The 19,531-nt window shown below is 53.8% G+C and carries 21 protein-coding genes and 1 tRNA gene; 6 read left to right on the plus strand and 16 right to left on the minus strand.

All coding sequences use genetic code 11. The annotated features are described in order from the left end of the window. Positions 1 to 23: 23 nt before the first annotated feature. The 6 genes from ccoG to LEPIL_RS15280 form a co-directional block, all read right to left on the minus strand. On the minus strand, positions 24 to 1,355 hold the full coding sequence (ccoG, locus tag LEPIL_RS15255) for a cytochrome c oxidase accessory protein CcoG (protein WP_002773750.1): 1,332 nt from the start codon (positions 1,353 to 1,355) through the stop codon (positions 24 to 26). Between the two features lie 181 nt (positions 1,356 to 1,536). Next, positions 1,537 to 2,082, minus strand: coding sequence for a c-type cytochrome (locus tag LEPIL_RS15260; RefSeq protein ID WP_002773752.1), 546 nt, complete (start codon positions 2,080 to 2,082; stop codon positions 1,537 to 1,539). Positions 2,083 to 2,093: 11 nt separating this feature from the next. Continuing rightward, positions 2,094 to 2,288, minus strand: coding sequence for a cbb3-type cytochrome c oxidase subunit 3 (locus LEPIL_RS15265; RefSeq protein ID WP_002773754.1), 195 nt, complete (start codon positions 2,286 to 2,288; stop codon positions 2,094 to 2,096). Between the two features lie 72 nt (positions 2,289 to 2,360). After that, positions 2,361 to 3,023 (minus strand): cbb3-type cytochrome c oxidase subunit II, encoded by a 663-nt coding sequence (locus LEPIL_RS15270; protein ID WP_002773756.1) that lies wholly within the window; start codon positions 3,021 to 3,023, stop codon positions 2,361 to 2,363. Between the two features lie 20 nt (positions 3,024 to 3,043). Beyond that, positions 3,044 to 4,477, minus strand: a complete 1,434-nt coding sequence (gene ccoN / locus LEPIL_RS15275; RefSeq protein WP_425435248.1) for a cytochrome-c oxidase, cbb3-type subunit I — start codon at positions 4,475 to 4,477, stop codon at positions 3,044 to 3,046. A gap of 86 nt (positions 4,478 to 4,563) precedes the next feature. Then, a tRNA-Ile gene (locus LEPIL_RS15280) sits at positions 4,564 to 4,637 on the minus strand. A 505-nt stretch (positions 4,638 to 5,142) separates the two neighbouring features. On the opposite strand from LEPIL_RS15280, the gene LEPIL_RS22370 reads away from it, so the two are divergent. Then, positions 5,143 to 5,613 (plus strand): hypothetical protein, encoded by a 471-nt coding sequence (locus LEPIL_RS22370; RefSeq protein ID WP_002773760.1) that lies wholly within the window; start codon positions 5,143 to 5,145, stop codon positions 5,611 to 5,613. A gap of 47 nt (positions 5,614 to 5,660) precedes the next feature. Here LEPIL_RS22370 and nth read toward each other — a convergent pair whose 3' ends face one another. Continuing rightward, on the minus strand, positions 5,661 to 6,386 hold the full coding sequence (nth, locus tag LEPIL_RS15290; RefSeq protein ID WP_052608398.1) for an endonuclease III: 726 nt from the start codon (positions 6,384 to 6,386) through the stop codon (positions 5,661 to 5,663). Next, positions 6,347 to 6,595, minus strand: a complete 249-nt coding sequence (gene rpmB, locus LEPIL_RS15295; RefSeq protein WP_002773765.1) for a 50S ribosomal protein L28 — start codon at positions 6,593 to 6,595, stop codon at positions 6,347 to 6,349. The genes nth and rpmB overlap by 40 nt, the downstream gene beginning before the upstream one ends. A gap of 152 nt (positions 6,596 to 6,747) precedes the next feature. Between rpmB and LEPIL_RS15300 the strand changes: the two genes are divergently transcribed. Beyond that, positions 6,748 to 7,602, plus strand: coding sequence for a hypothetical protein (locus LEPIL_RS15300; RefSeq protein ID WP_002773767.1), 855 nt, complete (start codon positions 6,748 to 6,750; stop codon positions 7,600 to 7,602). Here the strand turns inward: LEPIL_RS15300 and LEPIL_RS15305 are convergent. The 5 genes from LEPIL_RS15305 to LEPIL_RS15325 all read right to left on the minus strand — a co-directional run bounded on the left by LEPIL_RS15305 (position 7,581) and on the right by LEPIL_RS15325 (position 12,238). Next, on the minus strand, positions 7,581 to 8,039 hold the full coding sequence (locus tag LEPIL_RS15305) for a DUF423 domain-containing protein (RefSeq protein ID WP_002773769.1): 459 nt from the start codon (positions 8,037 to 8,039) through the stop codon (positions 7,581 to 7,583). The two genes, LEPIL_RS15300 and LEPIL_RS15305, sit on opposite strands and share 22 nt — an antisense overlap. A 159-nt stretch (positions 8,040 to 8,198) precedes the next feature. Continuing rightward, positions 8,199 to 8,984 (minus strand): ABC transporter substrate-binding protein, encoded by a 786-nt coding sequence (locus LEPIL_RS15310; RefSeq protein ID WP_002773771.1) that lies wholly within the window; start codon positions 8,982 to 8,984, stop codon positions 8,199 to 8,201. A gap of 78 nt (positions 8,985 to 9,062) precedes the next feature. Next, the gene (gene acs, locus LEPIL_RS15315) at positions 9,063 to 11,021 is read right to left on the minus strand and encodes an acetate--CoA ligase (protein ID WP_002773773.1); all 1,959 of its coding nucleotides are present in this window, start codon (positions 11,019 to 11,021) and stop codon (positions 9,063 to 9,065) included. A gap of 111 nt (positions 11,022 to 11,132) precedes the next feature. Then, the gene (locus LEPIL_RS15320; protein ID WP_002773775.1) at positions 11,133 to 11,915 is read right to left on the minus strand and encodes a hypothetical protein; all 783 of its coding nucleotides are present in this window, start codon (positions 11,913 to 11,915) and stop codon (positions 11,133 to 11,135) included. Then, positions 11,912 to 12,238 (minus strand): hypothetical protein, encoded by a 327-nt coding sequence (locus LEPIL_RS15325; RefSeq protein WP_002773777.1) that lies wholly within the window; start codon positions 12,236 to 12,238, stop codon positions 11,912 to 11,914. The genes LEPIL_RS15320 and LEPIL_RS15325 overlap by 4 nt, the downstream gene beginning before the upstream one ends. 28 nt (positions 12,239 to 12,266) lie before the next feature. Between LEPIL_RS15325 and LEPIL_RS15330 the strand changes: the two genes are divergently transcribed. Next, positions 12,267 to 13,307 carry a hypothetical protein gene (locus LEPIL_RS15330; protein WP_002773779.1) on the plus strand — a complete coding sequence of 347 codons (1,041 nt, stop codon included), beginning with the start codon at positions 12,267 to 12,269 and terminating at the stop codon, positions 13,305 to 13,307. Here the strand turns inward: LEPIL_RS15330 and LEPIL_RS24065 are convergent. After that, positions 13,279 to 14,403, minus strand: a complete 1,125-nt coding sequence (locus LEPIL_RS24065) for a M23 family metallopeptidase (RefSeq protein WP_052608400.1) — start codon at positions 14,401 to 14,403, stop codon at positions 13,279 to 13,281. The genes LEPIL_RS15330 and LEPIL_RS24065 overlap by 29 nt on opposite strands. Positions 14,404 to 14,501: 98 nt before the next feature. Here LEPIL_RS24065 and LEPIL_RS15340 point away from each other — a divergent pair, with 98 nt between their 5' ends. From LEPIL_RS15340 to LEPIL_RS15350, 3 genes are read left to right on the plus strand one after another with little or no spacing between them, the layout of a single operon-like run. Beyond that, on the plus strand, positions 14,502 to 14,975 hold the full coding sequence (locus LEPIL_RS15340; protein WP_002773782.1) for a thioredoxin family protein: 474 nt from the start codon (positions 14,502 to 14,504) through the stop codon (positions 14,973 to 14,975). Positions 14,976 to 14,989: 14 nt separating this feature from the next. After that, entirely contained in the window at positions 14,990 to 15,631 is a 642-nt protein-coding gene (gene bioD / locus LEPIL_RS15345) for a dethiobiotin synthase (protein ID WP_002773784.1), read from the plus strand. A gap of 29 nt (positions 15,632 to 15,660) precedes the next feature. Beyond that, positions 15,661 to 16,551, plus strand: coding sequence for an LEA/WHy family protein (locus LEPIL_RS15350; protein ID WP_002773786.1), 891 nt, complete (start codon positions 15,661 to 15,663; stop codon positions 16,549 to 16,551). Here LEPIL_RS15350 and LEPIL_RS15355 read toward each other — a convergent pair. After that, positions 16,537 to 17,928 (minus strand): serine hydrolase domain-containing protein, encoded by a 1,392-nt coding sequence (locus LEPIL_RS15355; RefSeq protein ID WP_002773788.1) that lies wholly within the window; start codon positions 17,926 to 17,928, stop codon positions 16,537 to 16,539. The two genes, LEPIL_RS15350 and LEPIL_RS15355, sit on opposite strands and share 15 nt — an antisense overlap. 55 nt (positions 17,929 to 17,983) lie before the next feature. Then, complete coding sequence (locus LEPIL_RS15360; protein ID WP_002773790.1) at positions 17,984 to 19,309, minus strand: serine hydrolase domain-containing protein; 1,326 nt, start codon at positions 19,307 to 19,309, stop codon at positions 17,984 to 17,986. Positions 19,310 to 19,531: the final 222 nt, after the last annotated feature.

A 19,531-nucleotide genomic window follows, 5' to 3' on the forward strand; every position in this document is an offset into this window, starting at 1 on the left:
ATTCCTCCAGATAATCCTGCGGCTCAGTACGGAAAGGTAAAGGTGCTTTTGATAACCTTCTTTACCTTCGGATCGGCCTGATCGGTCACCGTAAAGGTGATCGGCATGGCGTTCGCCACAGGACGTCCGAGCGATTCCGGATACTGAACAATATACCTGATACGTTCATAGCCGCCAGCAGAAATATGCAGGGAATCGTCAGTGCGGATAATCGTATAAGGCGATCCTTCTTCGGGATCGATTCTCACGTCGATATCGTGATGAGACAGGTTACCCACATGAATCTCGTATCCGTTCTGCCATCCCGTACCCGGAACATGAATGCTCGTAATCGCCTTATCGCGCACGGCATTAGCATAGATCGGTACACGTTTCACAAGAAGGAAGGCGAATACGCTAACAAGAATCGTCAGGATGACGCCATATACCATCGTTCTTCCGCGAAGATAGTGAATCTTCGCTTCGGGATTCGTCACCTGCTCAATCGTTCTGTAGTCGATAAGAGTCTCTTTCTTGAGCTTGCCCATCACCGTAGTGCAGGCGTCGACGCAGAGCCCGCAGGAAAGACAGCCGATCTGCAGGCCTTCCCGAATATCGATACCCGTCGGGCAAACAAGGTTACACAGATCGCAATCGATACAGTCGCCTTTATGCTGGCCGACCTTCTGCGTTTTTTTCTCGCGTCTCGGTTCGCCGCGATTCACGTTATAGCTGACGATGGGCGAATGTCCATCCAGCATGGCCGTCTGGAATCTACCATACGGGCAGATCAGGCGGCACATATTCTCGCGAAAGTATGCCATATTGCCCCAGGCGACTCCCACCGACATAATCATGAAAATAACCCAGGGAGCCGGAACCAGCGTGCCTTCGGTCAGGAAGTTCCCCTGAACGATATCGCGAATAATCTCTTCGTAAGGCTTGAAGTAACCCAGAAAGACGAGAGAAAAGGCGATCGACATAACCGCCCATACAAAGTACACCCATGCCCATACGGCCTTTGATGCACCGGCCTTTCCGTGTCTGTTGCCTGTTAAGACTCTTGCTACTTTATCGTAGATCTCGGTGAAAAGCGTCTGCGGACAGGCATAGCCGCACCAGATACGACCGAAAAGAGCCGTAACGGCAAAAAGCAGGAATCCGCCTAACAACAGAAGAACGTGCAGGAAGTATAACTCTTGAGGCCAGATTGTAAGGCCGAAGATGAAGAACTTGCGAGCAGGAATATCGAGAAGAATAAGAGGAATGCCACCGATTCGAATGAAGGGCGTGATCAGGAAGATGGCGAAGAGAATAACGTTTATCTTGTTTTTAATGGCCCGGTATTTTCCGGTTACCGGCCTCGAAATAACCATGGAAGGCCTCCTTTTGCGAAATAACAGGTGAGAATCGCTCTTAGCGGATGCGACCTCTGGCAAAACACCGCCGGCTCCGCAATAGAACCGGCAGCTTCAGCACCAGTTTAATGATCGCCATATAGCGATACATCACTTTCGGTTCAGCCTGCTTGTTTGCAGACAGGACCGGGTTTCATTCTCAGTTCGCCTTCAGTGAGGTGTTCTTGCTGGCGATGAACGCCAGAATTTCAAGAACTCCTTTCGCCCCAACGCTCTGTTTGTGCGCGGGCATTGGGCCTTTCGGCGGGTTCAGCATGAGCTTATCGGCTTCGACACCATTCATGACCACGTCATAAATGGCCTGATCCGTATCGCCGTGCAGCCATGTCGTATCGACAAGACTCGGTCCGACAAGACCGGTCAGGTCGTTTTTATGGCACATCGCACAGCGCGCCTGAAAGCTTTTCTCGCCGGAAGCGATCGCCGCAGCGTCGCCACGGAATGGATTCGATCCATCGGCGTTCAGGCCGGCGCTCTGCTGAGGATGTTTCTGCTCGTGCAGAGCAACCTCTTCGGCGTATTGCTTTTCCTGGCTCCAATCAAGCATACCATGCATGATGATGGCAAAGCCGATGGAAAAGATGACTGCGCCAATGCCCAGCCAGCTCCACCATGCAGGCAGCCAGCCCCGATCGTCATCGGGAATTCCCTCGTCGAGGTATTCGTTCAGATCCTTATCAGACATAAGTTCCTCCGTTATTTCGATTCTTCCTTCTGCCGGAATTTCTCGGACAGACCGGGATCGACGTCGTCGTCAAGCATGCTGAACCTGGCCTCTTCCATATCCTTCTTTTTTGAAGGGCGGTAAACATACCATCCGATGAAAAGCAGCACCATACCCAGAAGAGGAAGGCGAAGCCCTTTGTAGATTCCTATCAATTCTTGATCCATAACAATCGTCTCTCCCTGACTGAAGATCCGGAGCGGCGTTAACCACTCCGGACACAGGAGTCATGCAGAAGGTTATTTTTTCTGGTCGCGTCCCAGCTTCAGCAGATACGCCACCAGAGCGTCGCCCTTGGTCATGCCCTTCACGCGTGCCGGGGCGCTCTCGATCTCTTCGTCGGAGTAAGGAACGCCGATCATCTTCAGGGCCTTCATGTTGGCCTGAATCTGATCTGCATCGACCATCTCTTCGAAAAGGTGAGCGTAGGACGGCATGATCGAACCCGGGCTCATCAGCTGAGGATTCTTCAGGTGATCAGCCTGCCATGTGGCGTTGTTGTTCAACGAGGCCTCATGCCAGAGGTCCGGGCCCGTACGCTTCGATCCCCAGAGGAACGGATGCTCATATACGTATTCGCCCGCTTTCGAGTAGGGTTCCGGTCCGTATTCACGGTTGCGGTCCCAGCGGTCCGTTTCCCATTTAAAAGGACGGATCATCTGCGTATGGCAGTAGAAGCATCCTTCCTGCTGATAGGCGTCACGGCCGGCAAGCTCGACGGCGCTGTACGGCGTCACGTCTTTCGGAGTGTTCACCTCTCCCATAAGGAAGAAAGGAGGCAGCTCCACAAGACCGCCGATCAGAATGGCGATCGTCGTCCATACGGTGAATTGAAGACCTTTGTCTTCGAGTTTGTGCGAGAGTTTCTCGTACCAGGTCAGGTTTTCGTTAGAATGTGCCATAGATCGCTCTTCCTCCTGAATCAAGCGGCTTCTGCGCCTTCACGCAGATCCACGGGTACGAAGCCTTCGCCGGCGTTCCTGATCGTCATGATGAGGTTATACACCATCACGAAGAAACCGGTAAGGAAGGACAGACCGCCGATGGCGCGGATCAGTCGATACGGAGCAAGCTGCTGCACGATTTCGATCCAGTCGGGATACATCAGACCGCCTGTAGCCGGATCGATGGCTCTCCACATAAGACCTTCGGCAACGCCCGATACCCACATCGAAACGACATACAGAAGAATGCCGATCGTAGCCGTCCAGAAATGCACCTCGGCCAGCTTCTCACTGTACAGTTTGGCGTTCCACAGACGCGGAACCAGATAGTACAGAGCGGCGAAACAGATACCGCCAACCCAGCCAAGAGCACCGCCGTGAACGTGTCCGATCGTCCAGTCGGTGTTATGCGAGATGACGTTGACCGAACGGATGGACATCATCGGTCCTTCGAACGTCGACATACCGTAGAAGGTGATGCCTACGAGGATGAACTTCAGAGTGGCGTCCGTGCGGAGCTTTTCTTTCGACTGAGTCAGCGTGAGGAAGCCGTTCAGCATACCGCCCCAGGAGGGAGCGATCAGCATGATCGAGAACAGCATACCGAGCGACTGGGCCCAGTTCGGAATCGGAGAATAGAGCAGGTGGTGAGGACCGGCCCAGATGTAGATGAAAATCAACGACCAGAAGTGAATGATCGAGATTCGGTGGCTGAAAATCGGCAGCTTCGTATGCTTCGGCAGATAGTAGTACATCATACCGAGAATCGGAGTTGTGAGGAAGAAAGCCACGGCGTTATGCCCATACCACCACTGAATGCTCGCATCCGTCGCTCCGGAATAAACGGAGTAGGACTTGAACAGACCGGAAGGAATGGAGATGTTGTTAACGACGTACAGCACTGTGATGGTGACAATGGTTGCAATGAAGAACCAGATCGCCACATACATGTGCTTCTCCTGACGGTTCTTGATCGTCATGAAGAAGTTCGTTGCCATCGTAAGCCACCATACGGCGACGAGAAGGTCGAGAGGCCACTCAAGTTCGGCGTATTCCTTGGACTGTGTGAAACCAGCGAGAAGCGTGAGAACCGCTCCAACGATGGTTACGATGAACATCCAGAAATGCGCACGGGAAAGGGCCTTGGACCACATCGGCGTCTTGAGCAGACGTGGAAACGAATAGTACATCGATGCGAAGATCATACTGCCGGTAAAACCGAAGATGATTCCGTTCGTATGAACCGGTCGCAGACGTCCGAACGTGAGCCAGGGACCCAGGTTGAGCTCGGGGTAGACCATCTGGAAGGCAATGATAACGCCAATCAGAAGAGAGGCGCCTGCCCAGACCAGAGCGGAGATTACCCACCAGCGTACAATCTGGTTATCGTAATCGATCCTGTTTTGCATGATTTGCTCCTGTCAGTTTTTACGGAGCTCCGAAAACAAAAGGGACCGCCGGGGCGATGCCTCAGTTTACAGGAATCGGAATCTCCGTTTGGGCCCTCCAGGACTCGAACCTGGGACCAAGAGATTATGAGTCTCCTGCTCTAACCGACTGAGCTAAGGGCCCCCGAACAGGGCAGCGACGCTGCTTCAAGCCAGTTTTCGTCGCCGAGGGGCAGAAGGCAATTCATTTCAGCCTCTGCCATCCTGTTCTTCCATAAACAATACACGTCAGCGACACTAAATCGCTTCATCGCAATATGACGATCTTTCCCGCTTTTACCGTCATCTTTCAATCAACTTATGCCGAAAAACGGCCGGTCAATCACTATTTACAAAAACCGATATCAAAGCACGGATTTGCAAACACTGAGCCTACACCACGGAGCAAACGGCCTTTTCGCTGACAAATACTTTGATAAATTTACTAAAACAGAGATGATAACAAGAACGCTTCTCAAAACACTCCGAACATAGAATGGTTCTAAGTCCGCCAGTGCTGAACCTTTTTACAGGGTGCAACGCTCCTCCTGCCCGCAGAAAGCATGCTTGACGGTCTCTGTGGGGCCGGCATCGTACGAACCTGAACGGACTTTGATCGTCTGTAAGAAGGAATCCACCTGGAGGAACCTATGTTGCAAAGGATTATGATTGCCGGAATGGCGGCGCTGCTTGCCACGTGTGCATCCGTCGACAGCGTGAACGGCGGCGAACAGCTTGAAGGATGGAAGCGCGAAGGAGAGATCGACGTTTATTACGTAAAAACACCTGCACGGGCAAGCGAACTTGCCATCAACAAAGGCGATCCGGCCATGATGAAAACAACATGTATGGAATCCTCGAAGCTGCAAGCCCTGGACAACATCATCCGCAAGATGGTCGGCGAATCGTTAGAAGCGCAGTCGGGCATGCTCGACGGGCAGACGACCAATTACGCCATCACCTCGCTGCGAAACGGACAGATCAAAGGCGTTCAGCAAAAGGAATGCGCTCCGACCGGAGAAGGCGGATCATGGCAGAACTGCGAATGCGTGCACTATGTCTCGGGCCCGAATCTCAAAAAACAGATTCAGATCGAGGTAACGAAGGCGGCGGAGCGTTAACAGAGCGACCAAGCATCCGATCCAGCATTCATGACGAGCAAGAATGCTCAGTCCTGATGCAATGAAGGCCTGCCTTTCTTCGGGGCAGGCCTTTTAGTATCTACAGTTGATGACGGACATACATCTGAAAGCACACATTCGGTGCAGCGGGGTCGTCGGGCCACACAGGCGGAACGACCGAGGAAGATCAGATAAAGAGAAAGATCCATCCAGTATTTCGGCGGAACCTTTTGCATCAGATCCTTCTCCATGCGCACCGCATCCTTCGCATGACTGAGGCCGAGCAACCGGCTCAGGCGAAGCACATGCGTATCGACGACAAAGCCGCTTGAGATTCCGTATAGTTCTTGTAGAACGACGTTGGCCGTTTTACGACCCACTCCGGGCATCTTTACGAGCTCTTCGATCGTCTGCGGTACTTTGCCGCCATGCTCGTTTACGAGAGCCCTGCAGAAGCCCTGTATATTGCGAGCTTTGTTACGGTAAAAGCCCGTTGAATGGATGAGCCTCTCGACCTCGGCGACAGGTGCCTCTGCAAGCGAGCGGGGATCAGGGAAAGCCTTGAAAAGTTCGGGCGTGACGCGATTCACCATCTCATCCGTGCATTGAGCAGAGAGGATGACGGCAACGCAAAGCTGGTAGGGTTTTTGATAGTGAAGGGGGCAGGAAACGGGGCCGAACTTGCGCTTCAGGCGCCCGTATATCTCGTCTATATAAAGAGCTTCTTTCTTGCTCACTTCGGAGCTTTGAGAACAGAGAGATCCTGGCCGTATTTTTTGATCAGAGACTTTGCGCCCTTCTTGTTCAGCGTTTTCAGCATACGAGCCGAAACACGCAGACGGACGGTGCGATTCTCGTCAGCGAGAAATACCTTCTTCTCGACAAGGTTCACCTTGAATTTGCGCTTCGTTTTGCGGTGCGAATGGGAGATCGTATTGCCGCTCGACGTCTTTTTTCCGGAAATATCACACTGACGGGCCATAAAGGCCACGTACAGGGAACACTGTACCCGGTCAATCCGCTTTCCTCACTTCCGGGCGAGAGGACCGGAGGCACCCGGTTTTCTTCGCGAAACTCAGAAATACGCCGGGTACGAATTGACAGTCAGAATGGGCATGTACTATAGCCCTCTGCATGCTGTATCTTTCTGATATATGCGGCGAACTGCCCGATGAAGAACGAAGACGCCTCGAACGTCGACTGGGCATCCTCCTTCGTCATCCGGAACGCAAGGCCGAGACATGTCGCTCTCTAATAGAGAAGATTCGAACCGATTTCAGGCCCGAGGCCTGCGAATGGCTTGGAATCAGTATTGAGAAGGGCGACCCCGTTCCGCGCACCGAACTCAGCTCCGCGGAACGAGAGGTTCTCGAACGCTCGCCGGTGATCCAGCTCGAAGGCCAGTTCTACATGCCGGCCGAATTCCTCGAAGCCTGGAAGACCGATACCTCGCCGACATCACAGCCTTTTCTGTTTCAGACGCTGCACCGGCTCAGCCTGGCCGAGAAGCGTGCCTTTCTCGTCTGGCTGAAAAGGCATACGGATCGTGAGGCCCTGGCACACCTGCCCTTCCAGTCGGTGGGCATGCGGCTGTACCTGCTCATCCGACAGCTGCGAAGGGACTGGATCGAGCCCCCCGATTCGGCATCGCCCGAGGGCGACGGCCCCTGGAAGCTCGAAGACATCTTCGGCGAGTTATGGCAGAAGCCTCCTCTCTACTGGTATGACCGCGAGGTGCTCCCTTTTTATCAGTGTCTTCAAGACCTTGAAAAAGAGCTGATGCGCAAGCATAAGAAAACGCCGGCCTCGTTGCCGCTCATTCAGCATGTGTATCACGGCCTGCGAACGGGTAGCTACTGCCTTGTCGAAGAAGAGCAGGGCTACGGCCAGAAGCTATTGCCCGTGCTCTACCGAACCCGCGATTTTGCCGTGAATCCGACGGCTGCGATTATCGGACGGGCTCCACTTCAGGAAGATCGTCTGTTCTGAATCAGAGCAATGACGATCAGCGCCCAGCCAATCAAAAACGAAACTCCTCCGACCGGCGTGATCATGGCGGCCAGCCTCACTCCGGCAAGTGTGTATATATAGAGCGTTCCCGAGAAAATCAAAGTACCGATGATAAGGAAGATGGCTGCGGTATTCAGCCGTTTGAGTAAGGTCGGAGTTCCGACCTGCGAGCTCAGAACTCGGATTCCGAGGCCCAGAGCTAAGAGTGCCAGGCCATGATACATCTGGTACTCGACGCCCGTCCGATATACTGTCAGCGCGGCCTCCGACAGTACCTTTTTCAGGCCATGTGCTCCAAAGGCTCCCAGTGCAACGGCAGTTCCCGCGAAAAAGGCGCCGATCGCAGCGAGCTGCTGGCCTTTTCGCTCATACCGTTCCTTATCATTTTGAACATCCTGTTCTCTTGAATCGCTCATTACATCCTCCGACCTTGATCTTGCGCACAAATCGACGGAATGGTCCCGCTGAACCATTTCCGTGCCATTATATCCGTTTTTTGAGACTCATTCTCACAGGCAAGGAATCGCGCACCTCGATTATCCGAGAGCGTGCGCCCTACCGCTGTGCCTGTAACATCAGTAACGTGCAGAATAAAGCGCTTCAAGCATTGCCGGAGCTCCATCGGTAAAGAGCGCCGGCCCGGGTTGTAGAATGATCTCGGATTCGATCTCATGCACCCGGCCAGATTGCACAGCCGGCAAAGTGCTCAGATGATCTTGAATCCATTGCCTGTTCATCGGCTTCCCGCACCAGGAACCGATGAGCACATCGGCCTCGGTCGCCCGCGCCTGTTCGAGCGTGACGATACGGTCTTTTGCCAGCGTCTTTTCCTTCAATGACGCAAAGACGTCCCGGGCGCCAAGCAGCTCGATCAGCTCCGACACCCATCGAATGCCGGTAATAAAGGGATCCTCCCACTCCATAAAAAGGGCCGTCGGAGTTCCGACCTGATCTGCCAGTTGCCTGCCCTGCACGGCAAAGCGATCCAGATTCCGCTTCCACTCGCCGATCAGCCGCCCGGTCTTTTCTGCCGCACCGACAAGACAGCCGAGCATCTGCATCGTTTCGAGGATCTCTTCAAGGCTGCGCTGGTTCGTGATGAGCACAGGCAGGCCGGCAGAGATCAGATCACGGGCAAGGTTCGCCTGAATATCGCTGAAACCGATGATGAGATCGGGCCTGAGAGCGGCGATTTTTTCAACGTTGCCGGCGATAAACGAAGAAACCTTTGGCTTCTCCTTTGCCGCTCGTTCGGGCCGTTTCGCATAGACGGAAATTCCTACAATACGATCTTCTTCGCCGAGCAAATACAGAAGCTCGGTCGGTTCTTCGGTCAGGCAGACGATTCGGCGAGGTCCCACGGGCGAAAAAAAACCCGGCCATACGACCGGGCAAGGGGAAAACGGGAGCCTGGCTCCCGGTAGATACGGGTTGATGGTTCAGCTGTGATACTTCTGCTTGTCTTCGACAAGCGTCGCCACGACCGACGGATCAGCAAGCGTCGAGATGTCGCCCAGGTTCGAGAACTCGCCCTCGGCGATCTTACGCAGAATACGACGCATGATCTTGCCCGATCGCGTTTTCGGAAGGCCCGGCGCCCAGTGGATGACGTCCGGACGAGCGATCTTACCGATCTTCTCGGCCACAAGCTCAAGAAGCTCCTTCTTCAGCTCGTCGTTCGTATGAACGCCGTTTTTCACGGTCACATAGGCGTAGATTCCCTGACCCTTGATGTCATGCGGATACCCCACAACGGCCGCTTCGGCGACGGACTGATGCTCTACAAGAGCCGATTCGACCTCGGCCGAGCCGAGACGGTGGCCCGACACGTTAAGAACGTCGTCCACACGACCGGTGATCCAGTAGTATCCGTCTTCATCGCGGTTTGCACCGTCACCGGTGAAATAATAACCCTTGAACTGCACGAAATAGGTGTTGAAGAAACGCTCCGGATCTCCATAGACTCCGCGCATCATCGACGGCCACGGCTGCTTGATGCAGAGGTTACCCGATGCCGCTCCTTCGAGCTCTTTTCCGTCGTTATCGACGATGACCGGTTCAATGCCGAAGAATGGCTTCGTTGCCGAACCAGGCTTCGCGTCGATCGCTCCCGGAAGCGGAGAGATCATGATAGAACCCGTTTCGGTCTGCCACCATGTATCGACGACGGGACAACGGCCTTTACCTACATTATGGTAATACCATTCCCATGCCTCCGGGTTGATAGGTTCGCCCACCGATCCAAGCAGTCGCAGCGTGTTCAGACGGTGCTTTTCGACCCACTTCACGCCTTCGCGCATCAGCGCACGGATGGCCGTCGGAGCCGTATAGAATACGGTGACGCCGAACTTGTCGCAGATCTGCCAGAATCGACCCGCATCGGGATACGAAGGAACGCCTTCGAACATAAGAGACGTCGCGCCATTCGAAAGCGGTCCGTAAAGAATGTAGCTATGGCCCGTTACCCATCCGATGTCGGCAGTGCACCAGAACGTATCGTCTGGTTTGTGATCGAAGACATAGTTGAAGGTCATGTTGGCGCCGAGCAGATAGCCGCCCGTCGTATGAAGAACGCCCTTGGGCTTGCCGGTGGAACCCGACGTATAGAGAATGAAAAGCGGATCTTCTGCATCCATCTCTTCAGGCGGGCATTCGTCAGAGAGGTCGGGGCTGTTCAGAATATCGCGCAGGTGATGGTCGCGACCTTCGTTCCATACGGTGTAGGTTTCGTTACCCACACGCTCGGCGACGATGACATGCTGCACCTTATGCTCGGACCTCTGAAGCGCCTCATCGATATTCTTTTTCATGTCGATGATACGACCGCCGCGAAATCCTGCATCGGAAGTGACGATCAAAGAAGGCTTGGCGTCGTCGATACGGCTCTGTAACGACTCAGGCGAGAATCCGCCGAATACCACGGAATGCACGGCACCGATACGGGTACATGCCAGAGCAAAAATGGCAAGCTCGGGAATCATAGGAAGATAGATAAGCACGCGATCGCCGCGCTTGATTCCGAAACGTTTGAGTACGTTGGCGTGCAGGCTGACCTCACGATGAAGCTGCTGATAGGTGTAGGTTCTCGTTTCGCCGGGTTTGTCGCCTACCCAGATGATGGCCGCTTTGTTTTTTGCGGGCGTTTGCAGATGACGATCAAGACAGTTATAGGCTACGTTCAGTTTGCCGCCTTTGAACCACTCAACCTTAGCGTTGGCGAAGTCATGCTCCAGAACCTTATCCCATTTTTTGAACCATGTAAGACGTTCTGCCTGCTCCCCCCAGAAGCCTTCGGGGTCCGAGATGGACTTTTTGTACATCTCCTCGTACTGATCTTTCGTCAGGTTGCTATTCCGAACAAACTCTTCCGATGGAGCGTATTTTTTTGATTCGAACATAACCCTCTCCTTAAAATTTCTCTGCCGTATTCTTGAAATTGGTTTGTAAAAGGCAAATAAAAAACCGATCGGATTTTGAAAATTACATTTTATTTATAAATTTCCATGAATTCAGCAACCGGTGGAAGGGCGAAGAGCAAGAGGTGAACTCAGCCACTCGTAAAAGTCTTCTTCCATTCTTTTAAGAAGTTTATAGTCACCTCCCAGCAAGATTAGAAATGAATCCTGTTCAGAATCCGCCGCTTTCTTTACAAGGTGGATAAACAGCCTGCGCTGCCACAGGAAGTAAGCAAAATAGCCTGCCAGCGCCGTTTCTTCATATATTCCTTTTCTTCGCAGCTCGGCGTCTCTGTTGACTGGCAGCGGGAGACGGCGTTGCAAGAGCCGCGACCGAAATCCCCGAAGGCCTTCTGGAAGCTGCAATGGTGCACCGCAAAGCGGACGTTTTCTGTCAGCAGACTGTAGAAGCAATGCCGCACCTTCCTGCATCCAGAATGGATAATCCTTGAATCTTGCATGCAGAACGGCATGAACGAATTCATGTCTCCAGCCCTCTTCGGCGATGTCGACGGGCAGATGTACAATAGCCGTCCGCATGTGGAAATGCGCAAGCGAGTCCACCGAGCCCGGTCGAAAACGCGCATAACTCTGATGGTCCTTATAAAAAACGACTTTTACGCGGCCGATATCGTATCCTGGAAAAAGCGACCCGGCAAGCCAGTCGCTAAAGAGGATCATCTCTGTGGTCTTTTCGGTGACGCTACGCTCGATACCCGGTTCGGCCCAGTATTGCAGTCTGCCTGATTCCTGTGCCGGTCCTTTTTTCCACGATGGCCCCGTACTCTGACAGCTCAGAAGAGCGAGCAGCAAGCAGAGAAGAGCCGACAGCCTCATGCAAGCGGACGCAGCTCCAGAAATGGCCCCACCTGCATCAGACGCAGGACGTTGAGCATCGGAGGCTGCAAATCGACAAGCGCCATCTTCACTTCGCCTCCGCGAAGGGCGTCGCCAAATCGATTGTAGATGTGGATGATCTCAGTGATGCAGAGTGAATTGATATGTGAGACATAACGGAGACTGAGCTCCACTCTGTCGACCGAGCCGTCAAAATACCCGTTTGCCTCAAGGTGGTTGATGAGATAGCGGTCCTCGATATAAGAAACGTCATCGACCGTGATGGTGAGCAAAGAATCCGTTTTTTTGATTTGCGGTATCATACATGAACGCTGAGCTGACCTACTGGCTATGCTCAGAACCTCTTTACAGAATACAATTCTTTTCCTGCGCCGTCCTGTCGGAACAGGTTTGCTGACTCTTATCGTTTCGGTTCTTCTTTTCGTCGTGCAGCCGCAGCCCTGGCCAGTTGCCATGCGCCTGCTGCTCTCACTTTTGCCGGCTCTTATTCCGACGGCTCTCGCCGCCCTTGCCGTAAGATACCATGAACGAATGAATTCGGCAAAGCCCCGTCTCTTTCTTTCGGGGATCGCCCTATTTTCCTGGATTGCGCTACTTTTAGATATAGGACAGACCTTTCTTCCCTGGGTTCTCGTCTTTTGTCTTGCGCTGATTTTTTCGTTCGTGGCGGGACTTCGTTACACGGCCGTCTTCTCGCTCGGCATGATATTCTTCGCCTCTCTGTACGGAAGCCTCCGTCTGCATCAGGCCGAACAGCTGCTTTACCTGAATCTACTCGTAAGGCAGGAGCAGCGAAAGTCCGAGGTACAGTTTTCTATTAAAAAAGAAGGTGGTCGCATCCTGCTCTTTGAGAGCGGAGCGTCTGAGCCCGTGTTGACCGCTCCCCGGCCGGCAGCAATGCAGCAGCTTGCCGATGCAGAGTCCGATGGATTCTTCGGCCTGACGCCGGCCTTTGTGCTGACGACCAATCCAGAAGACGCGAAGGCGATTCCCATGGCCGCCGTGCTTTTCGTTCCCGACGGATTCCCGGCAAAGCTCTGGAACGTTCAGGTAAGCAGCGATCTTGATAAACTGCAGCGACAGGGAGGCATCGGCCGAGCAGAAATGCGAGAGCGCGAAAGCCGGTGTGGATCGCTTTCTTGCAACGAAACGCTCTGGCTTTACGAAGACCGGTTTCAGGCTAAGACAGTACAGGCCGGTTATGCTCTTGTGTCGGTTCCGATGGCCGGTCCTGGCGCCGGCAGTCGCACATTCATGCTATGGTTTCGCGAGCCTTTCGTCGAAGGACTTCCTCATCATCCTTTCGTTCTCGAAATCATGAAAGGCCTGACCGTCGGCGGGATCACCGCAACGGAAGAGAAAGCAGACTGAGCGGATCGCCGGGAATACCCTGCACCCAGATCGCCAGGTGCAGATGGGCTCCCGTTACCATTCCCGTCGCTCCGACGTCGCCGATCAGCTGACCGGCCTTCACCGTATCGCCCACTTTCACGTGTATGCGATGCTGGTGCATATAACCCGTAAAGATACCGTTACCGTGGTCGACTAATGTGAATCCGCCCTCGAAATGCATGTCGTGCGCGAGCACCACCGTTCCAGGCGCTATGGCAAAGATCGGAGCGCCCGTAACGCCGCGAAAATCAAGGCCTCTGTGAATAGACCGCACCGGCGGCAGATAGGTGCGCTTACCTCCTTCGTCTTTATACCGCTGATTCAGACGACTTGCATAAAAAGGAGACGTGATATAATGCATATCGCGCGGATGTGATAGCTCATTCGTAAAGGCCCAGGCCGAGCGATGAGAAAAGGCGCGACCTTTCATCGCTCGCTCCTCTTCAAGCCTCTTTGCAAGAACCGCCGCCTTGCTCTTATCGGGATCGACGAACTCTTTCGCGAAAGGAAGCACGCTTTTCGATTCGGGAAAGCTTTTCAGATGCACGGGAAGATGGAAGACGTCTTTGCGCGTATCGGCCTTAACCTTCTGCGTCCATGTAAGATACGTATCGCCGTTCTGATCGGGCGGAATCAAGAACAGTCCCTGCCATCCATCTGAAAAGGCATGCAGATGGACCTGTCTCTGTATGGAGCCTTTATAATAGAGATGATGCTCGATGAGATCCACCGCTTCTCCTATCTTTTCCGTTTGAGACGCCCGTTCTGAGCGCGGGTTTTCGGTGTGAGCGTCTTTTTCAGCGGTTTGCTCTTCGGATTTCGGGCTGGCCTTCGAAGCGGGGCGTCTTACGATCTCTACATAGCAGAGGTCGCCTCGCGAGAAAGAGCGCGAAAAGACGATAAGCCTGTGTTCGCCGAAATCGAACTCACGACGCTGTGCCGTCGCCGGTCGCCAGCCCTTCGGCGCATGCATCACCGTCGGACCGATGCGCAACGTATGACGAGGAGGGCTCTGGGCCACCAGCAGAGAAGACAGGAAAAGCAGAGGTGCAATAAAAAAGAGTTTTCGTTTCATTCTTATCAAATACATTCGTCAGAGCCTGTTGAAACTCTTCCGGCGCTGCTTCGTGCGTAAAGGGTTTTTTCGCTGACGCGCTTGCGGACTAACGCAATATGAACACTTCTCTCTCTAAGATCTCAGCCGCTGTATCGCTTCTTCTTCTCGCATTCTTCAGCCTCTTTTTTTGCGGCCGGCCGCCCGCTTCAGGCATTTCCTGGAATACCGATCTTGAAAAGAATCGCCCTGACGGAATGTTATCATCGCTGTCTGCTCTTGCAAAAAAAGAGGATCGTCCGCTTTTGCTTTACTTCCATGCCGACTGGTGCTCAAACTGCCATGAGCTTGAAGAACTGCTCGCCGCTGAGTTTGCTGATTCTATCGCCGCCGGCTGGATTCCCGTTCGCATAGACATCACCGACTCCGCCATCTGGGAAGGCCCGGCCCTTGATCTGTTCGGCGTCTATGGCGCACCGGCTCTGGCATTCGTCGATCGGCAGGGCAACGTCCAGAAGCGCCTGACCCTTGTCGGTGCACATCCTCCGCGACGGGCGCTGCAATCCGTACTCGATCAACTCTCCGCAAGGTAGCAATAGAGATCGCTATGGCCCGCAAAGCACTGATCATCGCCGGAACCGACACCGATGCAGGCAAGACCGTCATCAGCGGCTCGCTGCTGCGGCAGTACGGTCCGCTGAACGACAATCTCTATTACTGGAAACCCGTGCAGACGGGTTATCCGAAGGATGACGATACGGCGACCGTGCGCCGGATCTCGCGCTGCGATCGCGTCATCGCCGGCCTGCGTTTCACAGAGCCGCTCAGTCCGCATCTTGCCGCCGAGCTTGAAGACAAAAGCATCGAACCGGAATCGATTCTCGAAGCGTTTCATAGCATGGACCATGATCTGATTCTTGAAGGCGCCGGCGGCCTGCTTGTTCCGCTCAATCGAAATACGCTCTGGATCGACGTTCTTGCCGAAATGGATTCGCCCGTTCTGCTTGTGGCGCGGACCGGACTGGGCACGATCAATCACACACTGCTGAGTCTCGAAGCCCTGCGTCATCACCAGATTCCCGTCGTCGGCATCGCCTTTTCTGGCCCTAAAGAACGCTCAACCGAAGACAATATGCGCACGATCGCCGATTTCAGCGGCCTTCCTGTCTTCGGTCCAATACGGTACGACGATGCGGCAAAGTTGCAGATCGATCCCACGGGCCTGCTGCGCCACCTCCTGCTTGCTTGACAGGAAAGAAGCGCCATGCAAAATCAATCATGCTGTTCACACGACGTCTGACGCTTCTTGCCTCGATGGCAATGATCGCCCTGCTGCCCTCCTGCTCCCTCTTTCAGAAGATACTCGCGAACGCCCAACCGGAGTTCAAGATCAACGCCTTTACGGTCAAAGATCTCAGTCTTGAATCGATTACCTTTCACATCGACGCCGAGCTTCTCAATCATCTTCCCGTTCCTCTTCCGCAGAGCCTGCTCAAGCTTGATGTGAAGATCAACGACCAGCCGCTTACAAAGATGCAGAGCGGCCCGATCTCGGTTAAAGCCGGAGCATCGACTCCCGTTCCTCTTGATCTGACGCTGAAGTACGCCGATCTCTATCGCATCGTGAGGTCGATGAGCCTTGTCGAATCGTTCAAGGTCGGATTTCAGGGAGCGGCCGATTTTCCCGTCACTCTTCCCGGAATGCCCGAGAAGATCAGCGTTCCTTTTAACGTTGAGAAGACAGTGCCTTCATTCTTACCCGACGTCACCATCGATTCCGTGCAGATCCGCCGACCTGATCTGAGTTCCCTTGTAAGCTCGGTCTTTAAAGACGAGATTCCGCTTGGCATGGATGTCGACCTTACCGTGAACAATCGTGGAGGGGCGAAATTCAACTTTGATCAGATGGGTTATACAATGATGCTCGGCGGCAGCCGCGTCTTCGAAGGTAAGACGACTTCGGCCGAGGCCGGCCCCGACGGGAAATCCTCGAAAATACGGATCAGCACGGACGTGCCGCTCAAAGAATCGGTAAAGGCTATCCTTCCTCTGCTAAAAGGAAGTGCGATTAACTATGAGTTGAAGGGAACGGCAGCCTTCAAATTCGCCGGCGTGGATCTAAGCGAGTTGAAGCTGCCGCTTAACAAAACCGGTTCAATCGGCTTTTGACAGGCTCTTTTCACCTGTGGCTTGCTTCTCGTAGTAACCAAAGCCGTTAGCCAGGGCGACCACTTTGCCGGTCGCCGGGTCGACGACAAACTGATGTGTGAGGAAATCCCGACCGCCGTTAAAGACATGATGCGTCTCGGGAAAGACCTCATAGGCCCATGATCCCCTGACCATGATATGCTGTGTCTCGGCGCGCTGCTCGGTATACACGACAAGCGTTTCGGACGTCTGCGGGTCAATATACACCCCCGGGAACTGCGCCACCAGCTCGGGTTTCGGTGCATCAGCCTTCCAGGCATAGACCGGTTGTGGCGAGTTCGCGTAGGCGCCCGCCACATCGCCAAGCAGATACTGCACGCCGCTCAGATAGTTCATCAACGGATCGGAGTACTCGGGCGGATTGCCGAGATAGCAGATGCCCACTCCGTAACGCGGGAAAAGCTGAAGCCAGGCGCTTGTATAATTGGCGCCTCCGATATGGAACATCGTCACCACGCCTTTCTCGTCGGTTTTCACGCGCCAGCCGCGGCCGGTGAAATAGTTGTGGTCGGACTTAGGAATATGAAACCCCGGATGCACCATCTGCTCGATTGAGGCCTTGCTCAGAAGGCGTTTACCGTCGACGGTGCCTCCGTTCAGATACAGGCGGCCAAACAGCATGAGATCATGCAGCGTCGTAACAAAGCCGCCTGCTCCCGTTTTCGGGCCCGTAGATTCGGTCATTCCAAGCGGATCAAAGATCTCACGCTTCATACAATTCTCTATCGAATCTCCACAGGTCTTTTCGAGGATATGGCCGAGCATGATATACCCGTGATTTGAGTAACGATAGTGCCGACCGGGCGGATAGATGGGCATCGGCACCTTCAGATCGATCGACTCCATCTTGCGGAAATCGGGCTTCTTATAAAAACGCAGATCGGGGAAACCACCCGTATGTGTAATCAGATTCTGCAAGGTTACCGGCTCGTTATTCCATCTCAACTCCTGAAACTCAGGGAAGTGCCGGTCGATGGCCTCATGAGGCTGCAGGCGCTTGCGCTCCAGCTGCATTTGGAAAAGGGTCGCCGTCAGAAGCTTTGTTACAGAGCCGGTGGAATAGCTCTTGTTGGCGTCTGCATTGATATAGTAGGTGTACAGAAATCCGCGTCGATCAAAGACGCCGACGGCAAACGAGGGGAACAGACGGCGCGAATAGCTATGCAATATGAAGCGTTCAAGACGCTGCTTGCTTGCCTCTATGCGATCTCCGTCGGTAACAGGGGCGATGGCTTCGGTAAAAAGACTGTCGCGCTCGGACCGCGACGATTCGCACCCCGAAAGCGGCAGCAGGGAAAAGACGCTGATTGTAAACAGGTACGCGACGGAACGGAACACAGCAACTCCGAAGGATTTCTCTCATCCTCTATTCCGTCAGACGATGGAAACGAGGTCAGAGTTCTTCTTTCGCGTAATAGGACGTGTAATCAGTCACACCGACAACTTTATTTTTTTCATCGAAAAAAAATTGATACGTCAAATACTGCGAATCGCCCTGGAATTCCCAGTCATTGATGGGCGCAAGAGGAATGACCTGCCCGGCTCGCTCAATGGCCAGACGATTGTTGCGTATCATCACCTTGATGGTGACGCCGTTGTATTCGCTCTTGTACTTACCAATGTACGATTTTGCCGGCGCCCGCGCCGAAGGTGTTCTCGGCGGATTGGGCAGCTGAGCCGTGCTCTTCGCCAGACGCTCTGCAAGAAGAGTCGAGTAAGCCATCATGCTTCCTTTGACATCCTGCACGGCTGCGGATCGGTAGTCGGGCGGATTGGCGAGATAGGAAAACGAAGCGGCATGCTGCGGATAGATCATCAGAAGCGAAACGCCCTGATTCCAGTCTCCGGCATGATACATGCTGAAGATCTCGCCGTTCTTGAGCGTCACTCGCCAGCCAAGTCCGTAATAATCCTGATTGCCTGTTGAGGGAACGCCGGCCGGCGGACGGGCCAGCTCCTGAATGAACGAACCTTCGCGATACAGCTCATAGTCCTGTATCAGAAAATCTGCGAAGGCCGACATGTCGCTCGTCGTACTGACGACGCCCGACGAGCCATGTGCGTGCCCGGCAAGATGCGTATTCTTAAGATGAAGAGGACGAATGACAAGCTCTTCCATGAGCTGCTTGAACGGCTTGCCGGTGACGCGCTCCATGATGGTGGCCACAAGCTCATAGTTCATATTCGAATACTCGAAATAACGACCGGCGGGAACGCGAGGTGCGGGCACATAGACGCCGTTTACAGAAATGCCCTTGCCGCCTGCATAGGGGATGCCCGAGCGATGCTGCAGCAGATGCCGCACCGTCACCGGGCGGCGGCGATCCAGTTCATGCTTTGCAAAATCCGGCAGGTATCTCGATATCGGAGCATCCAGATCGACCTTACCCTCACGAGCCAGTCGAAGCATGGCAAAGGATGTAAAAGACTTACTCGTCGAAGCGATCGATACAGGAGACGAAGGGCCGAGCTCCTTGCCGGCAACGACAACGGGCTCATGCAAGTAATAGAATTCGTAGGATATGCCGGGAAGATCCGCCGTTCCGCCGTATTTTTCAACGACGCCCGTGAGCTGTTTGCGAACCGATTCGATTTCGGGGCCGATCTTATAGCTCGGTCGGCTGATCTTATCCTGGTCCTGATGTGCGTGCTCGGGCTGTGTGATGCCAAGCAGCATGAGAGCGGCCATAGAACCGATCATCTTAACGGAATTGCGCATAGTCCTGATCCTGCCCGGTGGGCTTTCTTCCAGTTTCGGCCCGTGACGACGTAAAAAGGATCTTTTTCCGTAGCCCGAATGCCTTTTAAGGAATAAAGACCACAAAAACGAATTCGATATCTGAGCAACAAATAAAAAAGCCCGCAAATTCGTTGTATGAGACATAAGCGGGCTTCCCGTTGCCCGACTCCGACATTGGAAAACGATGACTGGTGCGAGAAC

Source organism: Leptonema illini DSM 21528, from assembly GCF_000243335.1.
Lineage (GTDB): Bacteria > Spirochaetota > Leptospiria > Leptospirales > Leptonemataceae > Leptonema > Leptonema illini.